Annotated in this window: 14 protein-coding genes; all 14 read right to left on the bottom strand. The window is 36.9% G+C overall.

Annotated elements, in window-relative coordinates; genetic code table 11:
* Nucleotides 1–47: 47 nt before the first annotated feature.
* On the bottom strand, nt 48–1,436 hold the full coding sequence (locus tag BP74_RS16640; RefSeq protein ID WP_496375723.1) for an undecaprenyl-phosphate glucose phosphotransferase: 1,389 nt from the start codon (nt 1,434–1,436) through the stop codon (nt 48–50).
* A gap of 468 nt (nt 1,437–1,904) precedes the next feature.
* Nucleotides 1,905–2,288 (bottom strand): VanZ family protein, encoded by a 384-nt coding sequence (locus tag BP74_RS16635; RefSeq protein ID WP_496375721.1) that lies wholly within the window; start codon nt 2,286–2,288, stop codon nt 1,905–1,907.
* Between the two features lie 9 nt (nt 2,289–2,297).
* On the bottom strand, nt 2,298–3,527 hold the full coding sequence (locus tag BP74_RS16630; RefSeq protein ID WP_496375719.1) for a WcaI family glycosyltransferase: 1,230 nt from the start codon (nt 3,525–3,527) through the stop codon (nt 2,298–2,300).
* A gap of 45 nt (nt 3,528–3,572) precedes the next feature.
* Nucleotides 3,573–4,121, bottom strand: coding sequence for a putative colanic acid biosynthesis acetyltransferase (locus tag BP74_RS16625; protein ID WP_496375717.1), 549 nt, complete (start codon nt 4,119–4,121; stop codon nt 3,573–3,575).
* Complete coding sequence (locus BP74_RS16620; RefSeq protein ID WP_496375715.1) at nt 4,105–5,193, bottom strand: glycosyltransferase family 4 protein; 1,089 nt, start codon at nt 5,191–5,193, stop codon at nt 4,105–4,107. Before BP74_RS16620 ends, BP74_RS16625 begins: the two co-directional genes overlap by 17 nt.
* Nucleotides 5,193–6,320: a glycosyltransferase family 4 protein gene (locus BP74_RS16615; protein WP_496375713.1), complete on the bottom strand. Its 1,128-nt coding sequence runs from the start codon at nt 6,318–6,320 to the stop codon at nt 5,193–5,195. Before BP74_RS16615 ends, BP74_RS16620 begins: the two co-directional genes overlap by 1 nt.
* A 41-nt stretch (nt 6,321–6,361) precedes the next feature.
* Nucleotides 6,362–7,423, bottom strand: a complete 1,062-nt coding sequence (locus BP74_RS16610) for a glycosyltransferase (RefSeq protein WP_496375711.1) — start codon at nt 7,421–7,423, stop codon at nt 6,362–6,364.
* Nucleotides 7,423–8,535, bottom strand: a complete 1,113-nt coding sequence (locus tag BP74_RS16605) for an O-antigen polymerase (protein ID WP_496375709.1) — start codon at nt 8,533–8,535, stop codon at nt 7,423–7,425. Before BP74_RS16605 ends, BP74_RS16610 begins: the two co-directional genes overlap by 1 nt.
* Nucleotides 8,536–8,789: 254 nt before the next feature.
* The gene (locus tag BP74_RS16600) at nt 8,790–9,986 is read right to left on the bottom strand and encodes a glycosyltransferase (protein ID WP_496375707.1); all 1,197 of its coding nucleotides are present in this window, start codon (nt 9,984–9,986) and stop codon (nt 8,790–8,792) included.
* 18 nt (nt 9,987–10,004) lie between these two features.
* Nucleotides 10,005–10,685, bottom strand: a complete 681-nt coding sequence (locus tag BP74_RS16595) for a CatB-related O-acetyltransferase (RefSeq protein WP_496375705.1) — start codon at nt 10,683–10,685, stop codon at nt 10,005–10,007.
* Nucleotides 10,673–12,034 (bottom strand): lipopolysaccharide biosynthesis protein, encoded by a 1,362-nt coding sequence (locus tag BP74_RS16590; RefSeq protein ID WP_496375703.1) that lies wholly within the window; start codon nt 12,032–12,034, stop codon nt 10,673–10,675. The genes BP74_RS16595 and BP74_RS16590 overlap by 13 nt, the downstream gene beginning before the upstream one ends.
* An 18-nt stretch (nt 12,035–12,052) precedes the next feature.
* Nucleotides 12,053–13,135, bottom strand: a complete 1,083-nt coding sequence (gmd, locus tag BP74_RS16585; protein ID WP_496375701.1) for a GDP-mannose 4,6-dehydratase — start codon at nt 13,133–13,135, stop codon at nt 12,053–12,055.
* 124 nt (nt 13,136–13,259) lie between these two features.
* Nucleotides 13,260–14,201 (bottom strand): GDP-L-fucose synthase, encoded by a 942-nt coding sequence (gene fcl, locus BP74_RS16580; RefSeq protein WP_496375699.1) that lies wholly within the window; start codon nt 14,199–14,201, stop codon nt 13,260–13,262.
* A 440-nt stretch (nt 14,202–14,641) separates the two neighbouring features.
* Complete coding sequence (locus tag BP74_RS16575) at nt 14,642–15,187, bottom strand: UpxY family transcription antiterminator (RefSeq protein ID WP_496375697.1); 546 nt, start codon at nt 15,185–15,187, stop codon at nt 14,642–14,644.
* Nucleotides 15,188–15,804: the final 617 nt, after the last annotated feature.

The following is a 15,804-nucleotide window of genomic DNA, read 5'->3' as shown; positions in this document are numbered from 1 at the left end:
CAAACTGTCTTTACTCCCGACTCCAGACTCCCGACTCCAGACTCTCCCTAAAATGCCTGCTTATCCCCCTTGACGGTCGTCCAAACCGTCAAAAAAACAATCCTCACATCCAGCCACAAACTCCAGTTCTCCGCATACCATAAATCATGCTTCACCCTCCCCTCCATCTGGCCCAGGCGGGTGGTCTCCCCGCGATATCCATTCACCTGCGCCCATCCCGTTACCCCAGGCTTCACAAAATGGCGGATCATGAACTGCTGTATCAGCTTGCTGTAATCATCCGTATGTTTCAGCATATGGGGCCGCGGACCCACCACGCTCATCTCGCCCCTGAACACGTTGATGAACTGTGGCATCTCATCCAGGTTGGTTTTGCGCAGCAGGCGACCGATGCGGGTAAGGCGACTGTCATTACGCGAAGCCTGTTTATGGTGGGCATCATCGTTCAGGCGCATGCTGCGGAACTTGATGCACTGGAAGGTTTGGTTGTTCTTGCCCGAGCGGGGTTGCTTGAAGAAGATGGGACCTTTCGATTCCAGCTTGATCAGCAGGCCAATGAGAGGCACCAGCCAGGGAAGCACTAAAAGGAGTATCATGCCGCTGAACGCGATATCAAATATGCGTTTGCGTATGCGGTTGCCGCCATCATCCAGCGGCTCTTTGCGGGTGCTCAGCACCGGTATATCATTGAGGTAGTCGATGTGGAAGGCGCGGTTCATCACGTAGCTCAGGTCGGGGATCACCCTGAAGCGGATGCAGAGTTGGTCGGCCTCGTCCATCACCTGGTAGATGCCCAGGTCCTGCTCAGGGGCGATGGTGGAATATATCTCCTCCACGCCATGGGCACGGGAAGTGGCAATGCTTGCCGATACCGGGCCCAGTATAGGGTAGTGTGTCAGTTCCCGCACGTTCTCTTCCTCCTCGCAAAAGCCCACCACTTCCGCGTAATGATCCTCTTCCTCCAGGTAGGTGGCCAGTTTTTTGGCGGTGTCGTTAAAGCCGATGATCATCACCTTGCGGGTAAGGTACTGGCGGCGCTGGAAATGCTGGCGCACGCCCAGGTAGATAAAGCGGTTCAGCAGCAGCAGCATGCCCTGACCGCATAGTACCAGGAAAATATAGAGGCGCGATAGCTGAAACTCGCGGGCAAAGAACAGGTACACCATCACCAGGCAGAGCCAGTAAAAAAAACAGTGCATGGTGCGGCGGGAAAACCCTTCAAATGTTGCCAGGCTTTTCCTTCGGTACAGGTTGCCCAGGTTGGTCACCAGCATCCAGGATATGTTCAGCCACATCCAGAAGCGGATATAGCCCACCACCTGCCCTCCCTGTGTGCGTTGTAGCACCAACTGGAAAAGCAGCACCAGTAAGTTGAGTGTAAAAAGGTCCAGGCCAAAAGCAGCCAGCCGGACCACCCGCAGTAAGCGTTGGTTCATGTTAGTTAGTAGATCTTGTTGGTATTAGTTTGGTATTGTTACCTGGCAATTGCCAAAGTACCTATTGATGAATATAATTGCGAAGCGAAATGTTTGCTTTTGCGAAAACGCTACCTCTTTCCCTCACCTGGTCAACTTGTTAACCTGTTAACTTTTCAACTCTCTCAGCTTCTGGCTCCCGACTCCAGACTCCCGACTACAGACTTACTTCGCGTTCCTTTGTCCCTTAGCTCCTTCTCCACAAAAACCCTCCCTGTATCTCCGTGTCCCTCTGCCTCTGTGGTTCCCTTCTCCCGACTCCAGACTCCAGACTCCCGACTTACTCAGCGTTAGTGCCTTCGCGGCAAAAAATCCTCTGTGCCTCTCCGTGACCTTGTGCCTCTGTGGTTCTATTTGTCCTATGTCTAAAAAAAGATTGCTATCTAAATAGTTTTCTGACCTAATGAACTACAAACCACAAACTACAAACTACAAACTGTTCTCTTTGCTCCCGACTCCCGACTCCCGACTCCCGACTAATGTCACTCCCCACGCGGCAGCCACCCCAATCGTATTACTCAAAAAATCCAGTCCCGAGAACGACCTTCCCGGCACTTCCCTTTGCGCCAGCTCCAGTATGTAGGAAAATAATAAGATGGATATAAAGAGGTAGGCAGGGCCCTTCTCCTTTTTATAAAAACTATAAAGCAATACGCTCAGTAAAAAATAATAACCCCCATGGATCATCATATCCAGCCACCAGTGATACCCTGTTCCCAGGTAATGCTCCGGGTGGAAATTGGGAAGCGTGCAAAGCACACCCGTTAAGACCACGAAAAGAATAACAAGGAAATACCTCAAAAATGTACTCATGTAAAATCCTCAGTTCAGATGCTCCGTATATTTTCCCAACACTTTATCAATGGCCAAATGTTCCTCGGCATAACGACGGGCATTATTTCTAATAAAAGATAGATCTTCGTCAATTATCTTCAGCAATGCATTGGAAAAAGCTTCCTCATTCTCTGGATCCACCAGCACCCCCATATTATTTTCCTCTACCACTTCATAAAGGCTGCTTCCCTTTTCGGCAGTAACCAGGGCTACTCCACCTACAGCCAAAATAGTAGTGAGTTTGGAAGGCATTACCAGGTCACTGGCTCCTTTCTTTTGTATCACCAGGTGCACATCAGCCATATTCAGAAAGGCATTGAATTGTTCAAATGGCTGCAATGGTATAAAGTGCACATTATCAAGTTCTCGTTGATTGGCCTGATCAATTAGTTTTTCTTTATAAGGACCTGAGCCACAGACCAGGAATTTAATTCTCTTATTATTTTTTAAACGTGCAGCACTTTCCAATATCATTTCCAGTCCCTGTTTCTCTCCAATAGCCCCTGAATACAAAACCAATATATCATCAGCAGCAAAACCCGCTTTTATTTTTAACTCATTGCGGTTGGATAGCGGGTAAAAGAAATTCATATCCACCCAGTTGGGAAGAAACACAACTTCTTTACCTGTCTTCGCTTCCACCTTTTTAATCATCCCTTTTGATATGCTGCTTACTACATCTGCCTGTTTTAATACAAACTTTTCCAGGCCAAACAATCCCTTGATCAATGATTTTGATTTAATCATTTGAAGATCCCTTGCTGCTTCTATCTGTAGGTCCTGTACATGATATAAGAACTTAGCGCCTCTTAGCTTTTTATACAATAAAGCATGCAGCCCTAATTGAAATGGCGGGACTACCGTAAGCACATAATCATATTTCTTTTTACCAAGCACACCCAGTAAACGAATGAAAGAAGAACAGGTAAACGAAAACTCCTGCAATAATCTTTTTTTGCCACTCGGATTTCCAGGTACATATTGTGGGCAACGGTAAACAGTGATTGGTTTGCCTGGTGTTTCTATAATTTCCTTTAAATACCCTTTGTTAGTATATGGCTCCTGCACCTTCCATTGAGGATAATAAGGTTGTGTAGTAATAACAGTACACTCATATCCATTTTGAGCCAGCCATTGGACCATCTCACCATTGTATTTGCCTATGCCTGTAGGTTCGGGTAAGAAATTGCCACCAATAAGTAATATTCGTTTACTCAAAACACCATAATAATAGATATGAAACTCATGAAAATGACCATTAATTTAGGAGGGAATTCGATCCTTTATCTCTTTAGCAGGATAACCTACACATACTTTGCCAGGAGCAATTGATTTAAATACAGAAGAACGAGCACCGATAACAGAGCCTTTACCTACAGTAACACCAGGCGCTATATAAACATCAGTTGCTAACCAACATTCATCTTCAATATTTATTGGCATACTGTAAATAGGAAAATCCTGCTTTCTATAATCATGTGAACCAGTACATAGATAACATTTTTGAGAGATCACAACATTATTTCCAATGGTTATTTGTCCTAAACTATAAAGTACAACTTCATCCCCAATCCAACTATAATCGCCTATTGACAATTTCCAAGGAAATTGCGTATGTAAAGAGGCCCGAAGCAATACGTTCTTACCTATTTTAGCTCCAAATGAACGCAATAAATACCGGCGCCAACCATACATAAACTGAGGTGATGGTCTAAAAAGAATAGCTTCTACAATCCACCATAGTTGAACATACCATCCTGCCTTTCCACGAAATTCAGTTGGAAGTGAAAATGACTTAAGATTTTGCAACATTTTGAAAAATAGAAATTATTTGATTCGAGAATCTTTCCTCAGTGAAATATTCATTTGCATATTTTATATTATGATCTGAATACTTTCCTAAATAAAATTTTAAATCAGTACTTATAATTTTTAGGCTTTCTGATATTTCAGTATAAGTTTTAGGTGAAACAATAAAGCCATTCAAATTGGTAACAATATCTGGTATACCTGCATGATTAGTTGTAATAATAATATTCCCTGTGGCCATACCCTCTAATAAAGATATAGGCTGTCCTTCCATTTTATAATAAGTGGGAAGTATAAAAACATTTGCATCATTCAAACATTTCTTCTTTTTATAACCTGTTACGGTTCCAATATATTGAACTTTATTAGCCAACTTTTCTAATCTTCCAAATACATCATTTTTTATAGATAACTCTATTCCTCCAGCAATAATTGCTTCAAAATCAATATTACTACTCTGTAAATCTATTAGTGCATCTAGCAAATCAATAACGCCCTTTTCAAGCATTAAATTACTTAAATATATAATTCTTAATTTGTCCAACTTTTTATTGCCTTTGGCTTCACAAAGGCTCTTTTCCACAAAATTTTCTACAACAAATATTTTTTCTGGAGGTAAAAGACCGCAAAAATTATTACTTAAAGTTTTAGAAAGAACAATTCCAGCAGAAGCATGAGATATTAGATATTTAAAAATCCTTTTATTCACTCCTCGAAGATTTCCAAATTCTTCCCCCAGATAATTTCCATGCAAATGGATTATATATGGCTTTCTTAACATTAAACATAAAAGTATAAAGGGAGCATACTTTAAAATGCCATAAAATGTTTGCCCAGGAGTTAAATAAACTATGTCACTAAAAAAGATTCTTCCAGAATTAAAATAAGTATGTAAAAAAGAAAAGAATTTTTTTATAGAAAATTTACTTCCTTGAAAAGAAGATAAAACATTCGTACTTGTATTTAAAATTTGAGTTTTTACACCTTTAAATTGCAAATTTTTAAGCAAAATTTCATTTGCATACGAACACCCGTTAATTGGCTCTGGAAAGGGACCTATCAATAAAACTCTCATTATTCCACTATTCTATTCTTAGAATCCTTTTGCAAATAATTTATCAAGGAAACAAAACTTTTTTGAGAATTGTTTAAATTCCAAATTCCAGCTAAATATTCCGAATATTCTTTTACCAAAGACCTATTTAAATCTAAACTTTTCAAAAATTTAAGCTTAAAATCTTCCTTATTATTTATATCAAATACATATCCGTTATAACCATCTTTAATAAGATCCTTTACACACCCTACTGCATTTGATACTAAAACTGGCAAGTTGCAGAATATTGCCTCATTAATCACTAATCCCCAAGCATCATCAAATGAAGGAAGAACCATTAAATCTGAAATGAAATAGTATTTAAATAATTCTTCAACTTGTACATTACCTAAAAAAATTGCTCTTACATTTAATTCAGAAGAATATTTCTTAAGGTCTTCTAACTCAACTCCATTTCCCAATACAAGCAATGTTGCCTTGTTTTCAATTTGAGATAAAACTTCAATTAATGCTTTAATATTTTTTCCCTCAATAAGTCTGCCACTATAAACTATAACTTTTTCTTTATTTGTAATATTTAAATCCTTCCTAACCTTCAAAGTAATTTCTTCAACAGGTCCGTTTACTAAAAATAAATTTCTATCAATACTCAAATACTGATTGAATATTTTGTAATCATGGACTTTAAAGATTTTATGAAAATAATCTCTACTTATTTGGCCATTTACAAAATATGCAGAAGCATGTTTTATCACCAACTTTTTAATAATATGCTTAAAATTTGAAGTCTGATAGAATTTGATTTTTATTGGAGATATCCCATCAAATAATATTACATATGGCTTTTTGAAAATACGGCACAGAATTGATAATAAAACATAAGATGGCTGTTCATAACCACCTAATATAATGATATCATTTTTCTTTATTATTCTAATTAAACCGGAATTGAGTTTACCATATTTACCAAAATTGAATATTGTTTTTAAAGTATGGTAATAATCAAACTCTTTTTTGTTCCATTCTCTATCTTGCAAATCCTTATTAGAAAAATATACAGATAATCCATCAATTTTTTCCTTAAAAAGGCCAAATTGAGCCATTCTATATGGCGTATAAATATTAGTAATTATAGCAACTTTCACGAAATACTATTAACATTAAAAAGAGTGTATTAGGGGTGGTTCTATAAAATACTTAATGCATTTTCAACCATTTTATCCATGGTTAATTCATTTTCTACATATTCCTTTGCCATATGACCTAAACGCAAAAGTTCAACCTTTGAAATAGAATTTGTGATTTCTATTATTTCTGCAAGTGAATTAAATATCATTCCATTAACTCCATGCTTGATATAGCCATATTCCACTCCTTGACGTATGTTTCTATTTCTTTTAAATGTAAAAACTGGCTTATGATAAGCCATGGCTTCAACAACTGAAAGCCCTAAATATCCTGGTTGAAAATAGATATCAGCTATGCCAAACAAACTATCTTTTTGAGATCTTTCATAAATACCTCCAAAATCATAAACGTTAGTATAAGAATCAAATTTTGGTTTGTATATTCCCTCTCCGATAATAATGAACCCAAAACGATCAGTATTTAATGATTCAATTAAATTTAATAATAACCCGACCTTTCTATGTTTCTCATTAAAACGTGTGCATATTATAAAAATAATTTCCTGTTTAATATTAAACTTCTCTTTTAAATTTTGCTTTTCATCATCCGGAATTATTCGAATTTTTTCAAGTCCTGATATTGTATTTCCAAGAGAAACAGCATTCAATAAAGGAATTCGCTTTTTCCAAATCTTGTATTCATTTTCTGTATAAAACCATACACCATCAGCTAATAAAATCATCCATTCCCGCAATATATTGGGACTAGTTGCTTCCTTTGAATAATTTTTAATGGAAATCCCGTGGCCCCAAAGAATTATTTTCCGCCTATGAATAAATTTTGTTAATAGTAATAACCATGTAGTTAAATGAGATATACTAAGCATTAAAATCGCTGTACCCCTATCCTTTTTAAAAAATCTAATCGGCGAATAAATCAATAAAGGACCAACCTTAATGCTTTTTACTTTAATCTTCTTAAGGGAAGATTCACTTAAATTATTTCTACTTATTTTTTCATCTGAATCAAAACAATAGATCGATAAATTAATTTTCTCATTTATTAATTTAAAGAAGTCTTCCCTATAATTAGGAATCAATGGTTGAAGGAACAGGTACATTATCTTAACTTAAGCACATATTTAAGAGAGAGATATGCTATTAGAAATCCGGAATAATATGCTATACCATTCATCAAATCTCCTCTTAATAAGAAAAATAAGTAAAAGGAAAAATATATAGAAAAATACTTGTCAATAATATTAAACTTGATATTTACTTTAAGCTTGCTAAAATAATAAGCAAGTAAAATAGAGAATAAAACTACCCCGATAATTCCAAAATTTATATATCCTTCAGCTTGTAAGGGACATGAGACATTTGCAAATTCTGATCCATGAATACTTACAAATTTATTAACTACTGTTTCCCCAGACCCTAGAGGCTTATTAATCCAAATACTTCTAGGAATAAAAAAAAATATTGCACCTATCAAAAGATATCCAAACGAATATCCATAGCCATGAACAAAACTAATTACTACAATAATCATATTCCAAGCATCATAATTAATATCTAAAAAATGCTCATAAATGATGTTACCAAAATTGAAAGTATTACTATCACCAATTAAAATAGAAATTCTTTCATCAAAAGAACCCAGTGTATGAGTCAATATTGAGGATAAAGGAAATAAAATTACTATAGCAAAGAAAACTTTTATAAAAAATGAAAAATTAGTAGAAACATATTTCTCAAAAAAGTAAAATAAAACAGTAAGGTATATTGGACCTATTGCATTTCTTTTTTCAGTAAAAGGGTTTTTCAACAGAATTACGCAACCTAGTAATATAAACATCGATGTAATAAATGATTTATTCTTTATTCTATCCTTTAATCCAAATAATATCAATAATGAAGCAAAAGGTATCATCATTATAAATTTTCCAAAAATTAGTTGGATAGATTTTTCATCAACATTTTCGAAAAGAGATTCATTATTATTCAATCCTTTAATCAAATATGGTAAGCTTAATATTGTTGCTAATAAAGAATAAATTACTAAAAAATATAATTGCTTTTTCTTAATAGACTCCTTAAGATTACCATGCTGTTTCATTTCATTCTTTTTGATAATAAGTTTATCAAAATAATTGAATGAGCTAAATGTTGTTATATAAAAAACCAAAATAATAGCATTTGCATATATCCCAATTCCTTGATCTAATCTCATACCATTCAATAGAATGTTATTATTGTGGAATAGTTGAATTATTGGAGCTAAAATGAAGAATAGATAAAAGAATATAAAAACAACTATTAAGTATGGATTGAATATTCGTTTTATAATTAACTTATATCCTAGATAGACAAAAACAGATAGATTTAAAATAAATGAATACTGCAAACTTGCTTCAATAGGGCAATTAATTATAGCAACAAATGAAACCAAATAAATAATAATAAAAATAAACGCTTTCATAATAATTAACTCGAAAGAAGCATATCACTAAATACCGAATGTTTGTTGCTATTTAAAAATGCATTATTACAGTCAATTTGATTGGCATTATCAACCAGAAGTTTTTCAATTCCATTTTTTATGTCAATTGCATCGTAGGGATTAACTGACAATCCTAATAAATACTTCTCAGTCATTACCTTTATAATTCCATAAGAGGAAACAATAACTTTCTTATTATACTTTGCGGCATGACCTATTACTCCGCTAGAGCTATAAAAATTGATATACGGTATTAAAACAATATCTGATGCTTTAAATATTTCTTCTCTTTCAAGATTACTTATAAACCCATCATAAAAAACAATCTGCAAATTCGGACAAGTATCTAAAGCTTTCTTTTTGTAAGAAGTAATATTTTCTAGTTGCCCAGGTTCAAACTTGCCTACAATTAAAAGTGCAATGTTTGATTGAAGTTCAGTAGTAATTAAAACCAGCGATTCTATAATTCGTTTAATATTTTTTCTTTCATCAATCCCACCAAAGACAAGTAATATACTTCTGTTAGATTCCATACTATACCTAGTACATACTTTCTCTTTAGTGTTTTCAGAAATTACCAGTCTATCATCTATTGGATCTGGTAGGTTTCTAAATGCATTTTTCCTTCTACAATGTCTTTTATTTAACTTTAAAACTCCGTTTTCATCATTTAATATATGGAGTATAACATTCTGTTGGAGATGTAGAATCGCTTCTATGGTCATCATTTTTCTAAACCTTCTAATGCTATTCTTTCCGAAAAATGAACCTACATTTTTTAAAACAGGAATTTGGGTATAAGGCTGAAATAAAATTCCTGCTACAGAAAGTTTATATTTTAAAAACCCAGGGCTTAATATTACATATTGGAACATGTCAATATTCATAAATAATATACGTCCGATTGTAGGGTCACTATTTAAAACTTGCTTAATACATTTCCACTGTTGAAAACTCCTTGTAAAAAGATTTGAAGAATAATTATTACTTATTTCAGTTATAGAAATTGTATCTAGCATTTCATTGCTAAGTTTAATTTCCGAAATCAGTTTACAATTCAAAACAAAAACAAAATTTGCTTTTAATTCAGGGTTATTTATCAAATTCAACATAAGATATTCAATAAACTCAATACGATGACCCCCAGTCTCCCCCTCAAAAATTAATGTTTTACAACCCATAATGTATTTTCCTGAAATTCAATCTTTATGAATTCTAATATTAGTGGACTCCATTTCATTTAAGAATTGCAAGACATTAAAATAATTAGATTCAATCTTTTGAAAAACCTTAATGTCCTGATCCCACCATTTAGATAATAATAGCCGTTCAATGATTTCCTTATCAAATCTATATTTGATAATACGAATTGGACACCCTACAGCAATTGCATAAGGAGGAATATTTTTACTCACAACTGCACCTGCACCAATTACAGCACCATCCCCAATTTTTACACCATCTAACACTGTGACATTAATCCCAATAAAAACATCATTCCCAATTTTAACTAATTTTCTTTCTTCTATTTTATCATTTTTACTTAAAGTAAACCCACACTGTTTTTTAGTCGAATAAAAAATAGGGGAAGTTGATATACCTGACACTGGATGAATCCCAAAGCCACAAGAGAAGTTAGGTCCAATCGAACAAAACTTTCCAATTTCTGCAAATGAAATTGAAGCATTTCTGGCTACATATGTCCCAAATTTTATTTTGACTCTATAAAGTGAATAATTTCCATAGACTTTTACACTTTTGTCAATTTCACATTCTTTCTTGTATCTAACGTTGGCACTCCAGTCTACAGATGGAGTTACAAAAAGAGCTTTTAAAAACGATATTGTATTAGAAATAATATTTAACATTATATATTCCATATTTTAACCGCTTTCCCTTTCAATATTTTTTCACACTGAATAAAAAAAACAACTCCCATAATTATAAACAATATTGTATTCGCACTAATAATCCCTGCAAGTCCCAATAATTTTCCTAAATAAAATGATAAAGGAATATTAATTAATGCACTTAAAAGAACCAATATTAATTGGATCCGTATTTTACCAATCCCATTTAATAAATAAACATGAATAGTCTGCCAGATATAGGCAATCACATAAATAGACATTGCAAAAGAAAGCCCCTTAGGTACAATAACAGAATTGCCAAGCCAAACTTTATATATTACGCTTGAAAAAACACATACAATTATTGTAATTAAGGATAAAACCATCCATAACTTTCGCATTTTTGAAATACTAGATTTTATCCACCCTAAATCATTTTTTGTATATGCATCGGTAAAAGCAGTCCAATATGGTATAATGATTATATTGAAACTCATGGTAATGGCAGAAAATAATTTATAAGACACATTGAATGGTGTAACCGCCTCAGGACCTATAATTTGACTTATTATAATATTGTCTGTTTGAAACAATACAATTGCTCCAATTTGAATAAAGAAAAATGCACCTCCGACATTGAATAACTTTTTAACATACCGTAACTCTATAAATTTGAAGTTAGGTTTCAAATTTTTAAACTTAGTATTGAAGTAATATATGCTTGAAAAGAATAAAACCAGAATTGGTATACCAGCATAGATTATAACTAAGAAAAAAAGACTTTCGTGAATGTAAATCGTTACAAGATAAATAAATATTAAAACTGCTAATTGCCCAATGAATGTTATTAACGATGAGTTCGAAACTTGATGAGTTGCTAATAAAATTGTATTTATAGGTTGCACTATAAATTGAACACAAAAAAAACCTATCATTAAAATAATAATAGGTTTTAAATCATATAAGAATTCAGGAGGAGTATTTAATAACTTATTCCAATTAATAAAATAAGAAGTACCACATAAAATCCCGAAAATAATAAAAGCTATAACTATCAATAACCCATAAGTAGTACTTACATAACTCCTAGCTTTTTTAAAATCTCCTACTGCCATTGATTGAGCTAATTTATTTCTTAGGCCATTTCCTAACCCAACATCAAATAAATTCATCCAGTTTATCATTGAGCTCAATGTTATCCAAATACCATATTGAATAGGATTTATATAATTAATTGTCATTGGAATTAAAAGAAAACCAATGACAATAGAGCCACTTTTTATTAGAAAAGAAAGGGCAATATTTTTTCTGATTTTAATGGACCGCTCGTGCCCATGATTAAAGAAATTATAAGCTCTTGATCTAAGTATTGAAAACATTTTCTAATATCTTATCAATTAAATGTGCGCAATTTTCCTTTTTGAATACATTTTAATATCATCTCTAACCATTTCCTTAATTAACATCCCTAGATTATATTTTGGAAACCAGCTTAGTTTATTATTCGCCTTCCTCGCATCTCCAATCAACAATTCAACTTCCGTAGGCCTGAAATAAGCCGGATCAACAGCCACAACCTGTTTTCCAATTTCTACCTGGTATTCTTCATTATCACAAGCCACCACAACACCTTTCTCTTCCAAACCCTCCCCACTAAATGCTACCGTGACCCCCACTTCTGCAAAAGCCATTCTCACAAATTCACGAACCGCTGTTGTCACACCTGTTGCAATCACAAAATCTTCAGGTTCATCCTGCTGCAGGATGCGCCACATGGCATCTACATAATCTTTGGCATGCCCCCAGTCACGTTGTGCATCCAGGTTACCCAGGTACAGGCAGTCCTGCTGTCCCGTGGCGATAGCTGCCACAGCCCTGGTGATCTTGCGGGTAACAAAGGTCTCCCCACGCAAGGGGCTTTCATGGTTGAACAGGATGCCGTTGCAGGCAAACATGCCATAGGCCTCGCGGTAGTTCACCGTGATCCAGTAAGCATAGAGCTTGGCCACTGCATAGGGAGAACGGGGATAAAAAGGCGTGGTTTCCCTTTGCGGTAATTCCTGCACCAGCCCATACAATTCGGAGGTGGATGCCTGGTAGATTCTTGTCTTCTTTTCCAGTCCTAATATGCGAATGGCTTCCAGCAAACGCAGTGTGCCAATACCATCGGCATTGGCCGTATACTCCGGTGTGTCAAAGCTCACCTTCACATGGCTCATAGCCGCCAGGTTGTAGATCTCGTCGGGCTGCGTTTCCTGTATAATGCGAATGAGGTTGGTACTATCCGTCATATCGCCATAGTGCAAACGAAAATTCAAATGCTTCTCATGCGGGTCCTGGTACAGGTGGTCAATACGGTCGGTATTGATCAGCGAAGCACGGCGCTTGATGCCGTGAACAAAATAGCCTTTTTCCAAAAGCAGTTCGGCTAGGTAGGCGCCGTCCTGGCCGGTAATACCGGTAATTAATGCAACTTTCATATTGACAGTTTCTTGTTTATGGTTTCTGGTTCTTTAGGTCGAAGTGGCTTAAAGAGTTGATAAGTTCTTTATTACTAGAGTTTTTTTCGCCGCAAAGTCACGAAGGGACAAATGGGCGCAAAGTTTAGAATATCTCGACTTCTTGCTTCGCAAGGAAGTCGGCATAGGCCAGGGCGATACCCTCTTTGAGTTCGATATTGTGCTTCCATCCCATGGAATGGAGTTTGGAAACATCCAGCAATTTGCGTAGGGTGCCATCGGGTTTGGTAGCGTCAAAGGAAATGCCGCCTTCAAAGCCAACGGCTTCCTTTACCAATTGCGCCAGTGCGGCAATTGACAGGTCTTCACCCGTGCCAATATTCACCAGGCTTTTGTCGTTGTACTGCTCCATCAAAAACAGGCAGGCATCGGCCAGGTCGTCGGCATACAGGAATTCGCGCCTGGGCGTTCCCGTTCCCCATACCACCACTTCGCTATCGCCTCTTTCTTTTGCTTCATGGAAGCGGCGGATCAATGCCGGCAATACATGTGAGTTCTGTGGATGGTAATTATCTCCAATACCATATAGGTTGGTAGGCATCACCGATATAAAATTGCAGCCATACTGGTCGCGGTAAGCTTCACACAATTTGATGCCCGCTATCTTGGCAATGGCATAGGGCTCGTTGGTGGGCTCCAGTGGTGCCATCAGCAAATACTCTTCCTTTAATGGCTGCGGCGCTGCCTTGGGATAGATACAGGAAGAGCCAAGGAACAGTAATTTTTGTACTTCGTTTTGATAAGCTGCATGAATGATATTAGTCTCCATGACCAGGTTATCGTACAGGAACTCTGCACGGTAGGTATTGTTGGCATAGATGCCGCCAACCTTGGCGGCTGCCAGGAACACATAAGCGGGTTGTTCTCCAGCAAAAAATTCGTTCACCGCTGCCTGGTTGCGCAGGTCCAGCTGTTTGGAAGTGCGGGTAACAATATTCTGAAATCCTTTCTTCCGTAACTGCCGTTCAATGGCCGATCCCACCATTCCGCGGTGACCAGCAATGTATATTTTGTCGTTGAGGTTCATTGGGATTGAGAAAAGTTGAAAGGTTGACAGGTTAACAAGTTGATAAGGAACGCTCCGATTTGTAACCTTGTCTTATGAATTTAGTTCTGACTGCAGATATTATTTAAAAGATGCTACTTAATTATGTTAGGAAGCCAATCTTTATTATTTCATCACAAACGCTCTCAAGGAATCTGGGCTTTTCTTACTGAACCAAATCCCCCTTTAGCATCTGTCCGATTTGCGGAGTGGCTGCTTTCCCCCTTTGCAAAGGGGGACTTCGGTCTCTCCGCACATTTTGAGCTTGCCAGAGGGGGATTTAGTTCAAAGAATTGTAGCTTGAATAACTTCTCTCTTTTGAATTGAAGATTTATAGCATCCTATATTGTCTCTTCCACTAAAACAAACTACAAACTACAAACTTCTCCGTGTTCCTCCGTGTCGTTCTGCCTCTGTGGTTCCTATCGACTCATGACTCCAGACTCCCGACTCCCGACTCTCGACTCAATCGGTATCACCTTCACACTCTCCCTCGCTACCTGCGCCACCATGGCAAATCCTAAAGAAGGCAATTGCACCTTCACCAGTTTATTGGTAATCTCTATCACGCGGCCATGCTGGTCCAGGAAGGGACCGGTCATGATGCAGACCCTGTCATTCACTGACACTTCGGTCTTTTCCAGCACCACGTTCTCATGATCATTCAGGAAGCGCTTGATGGTATCTATTTCTTCGTTGCGGATCACGGCAGGCTTGCCCAGCCAATACACCAGGTTTACCACGCCATCGGTCATGCGCACTTTGGTTAATTCTTCTGCAGTGATATGGATAAATACATAGCTCTTGAACAGGGGCTCCAACACCGTCTTCTTCCGGTCGCTCCACTGGCGCACCACCTTATTGAGCGGGCAGTAGTGCTCGATGCCTCTTTTTTCAAAGAGCCCCGCCACCTTCTTCTCCCACCGCGGCTTGGTGTACACTGCAAACCATTGTGCTTCGTTGTTCATGATGTAATTATGTGTTAGTATGGTTTTGACTATTTAATAAGTAAGATTTAATATTTAATATTTTGGTGAACTATACATTAACCTTTACTCACTTTTCAACCCATACTAAATCTTACTTTTTCTATTTACTACCCGACTACCGACTCCAGAGTCCAGACTCCCGACTCTCTCCTTGTCAACCTGTCAACTTGTCAACCTGTCAACTTTTCTCTCCATGATCTTCCGTGTCTCTCTGCCTCCCTGGTTCCTCCCTCGTCCGCCGAAGCTTTAGCGAAGGCGGATCTCCAGACTACCGACTCCCGACTATGCGAGCTCCGCTCGCGTGGCTTCGCCCACGTCACCTACAGGCTCCCCTGTAAATGATGAATTTTTTGACTCATGATCTAATGGAATCGGCGACTTCCTCCGTAGTCCTTTAGGTCAATCTTTCTTTACATCCCCAAATCGTCGCCTAAACATTCCCCACAGATCCTTCGTTCCTCAGGATGACAGGGTCATATAATGACCTATATCAACCCTTACTATTATCAACGACTCTAAAAACTATCTCTCTTCCAACTTCAGACAGCCTGCACCTTATAGTGTATCTTCCACCTAAACAACTACAAACCACAAAC

The organism is Flavisolibacter ginsengiterrae DSM 18136, assembly GCF_059568575.1.
The sequence above is the reverse complement of the archived record's forward strand: the minus strand, read 5'-3'. Positions and strand labels throughout refer to the sequence as shown.

Bases quoted from the DNA above. Each gene is read 5' to 3' on its own strand.
- BP74_RS16640 (WP_496375723.1), bottom strand. From the start codon at position 1,436: ATGAACCAACGCTTACTGCGGGTGGTCCGGCTGGCTGCTTTTGGCCTG.
- BP74_RS16635 (WP_496375721.1), bottom strand. From the start codon at position 2,288: ATGAGTACATTTTTGAGGTATTTCCTTGTTATTCTTTTCGTGGTCTTA.
- BP74_RS16625 (WP_496375717.1), bottom strand. From the start codon at position 4,121: ATGTTGCAAAATCTTAAGTCATTTTCACTTCCAACTGAATTTCGTGGA.
- BP74_RS16620 (WP_496375715.1), bottom strand. From the start codon at position 5,193: ATGAGAGTTTTATTGATAGGTCCCTTTCCAGAGCCAATTAACGGGTGT.
- BP74_RS16610 (WP_496375711.1), bottom strand. From the start codon at position 7,423: ATGTACCTGTTCCTTCAACCATTGATTCCTAATTATAGGGAAGACTTC.
- BP74_RS16605 (WP_496375709.1), bottom strand. From the start codon at position 8,535: ATGAGATTAGATCAAGGAATTGGGATATATGCAAATGCTATTATTTTG.
- BP74_RS16600 (WP_496375707.1), bottom strand. From the start codon at position 9,986: ATGGGTTGTAAAACATTAATTTTTGAGGGGGAGACTGGGGGTCATCGT.
- BP74_RS16595 (WP_496375705.1), bottom strand. From the start codon at position 10,685: ATGGAATATATAATGTTAAATATTATTTCTAATACAATATCGTTTTTA.
- BP74_RS16590 (WP_496375703.1), bottom strand. From the start codon at position 12,034: ATGTTTTCAATACTTAGATCAAGAGCTTATAATTTCTTTAATCATGGG.
- gmd (WP_496375701.1), bottom strand. From the start codon at position 13,135: ATGAAAGTTGCATTAATTACCGGTATTACCGGCCAGGACGGCGCCTAC.
- fcl (WP_496375699.1), bottom strand. From the start codon at position 14,201: ATGAACCTCAACGACAAAATATACATTGCTGGTCACCGCGGAATGGTG.
- BP74_RS16575 (WP_496375697.1), bottom strand. From the start codon at position 15,187: ATGAACAACGAAGCACAATGGTTTGCAGTGTACACCAAGCCGCGGTGG.